The organism is Algibacter sp. TI.3.09 (genome assembly GCF_038154905.1).
GTDB lineage: Bacteria > Bacteroidota > Bacteroidia > Flavobacteriales > Flavobacteriaceae > Algibacter.
The window spans coordinates 1-304 of record NZ_JBAKAN010000038.1; the positions used below are offsets into that span (position 1 = coordinate 1).

At 26.6% G+C, this 304-nt stretch carries 1 protein-coding gene; it reads right to left on the reverse strand.

The window, feature by feature from the left end; translation table 11 throughout:
* A partial coding sequence (locus tag V6246_RS18230) for a hypothetical protein (protein WP_341561870.1) occupies positions 1–304 on the reverse strand: 304 nt, incomplete at both ends.

Below are 304 nucleotides of genomic sequence, written 5' to 3' on the forward strand. Positions count from 1 at the left end.
GTTCAAAATCTTTTTCAAGTAGTACATTTGAAATTTCAGTTGCTAATAATTCAATTTTTAAATCTCCAGCATTTCTAAAAGCATTCTCTAATGTACTTTGAAATCTTACAAATGTTTTAGAATCATATTTAGTTGAGTCAGATATTACTGTTAGTAAGCAAACGTTTGAAGTAGAATTCTGTTTTTTTTCAATTCCGTTTAGCATTTCCCCGAATGAATAAAAAGGCTTTTCTTTAGGTTGAATTCCATTGGATATTTCACTTATTGTTTTTAAATAACTTTTACCTGAATTATCTGAGATAAT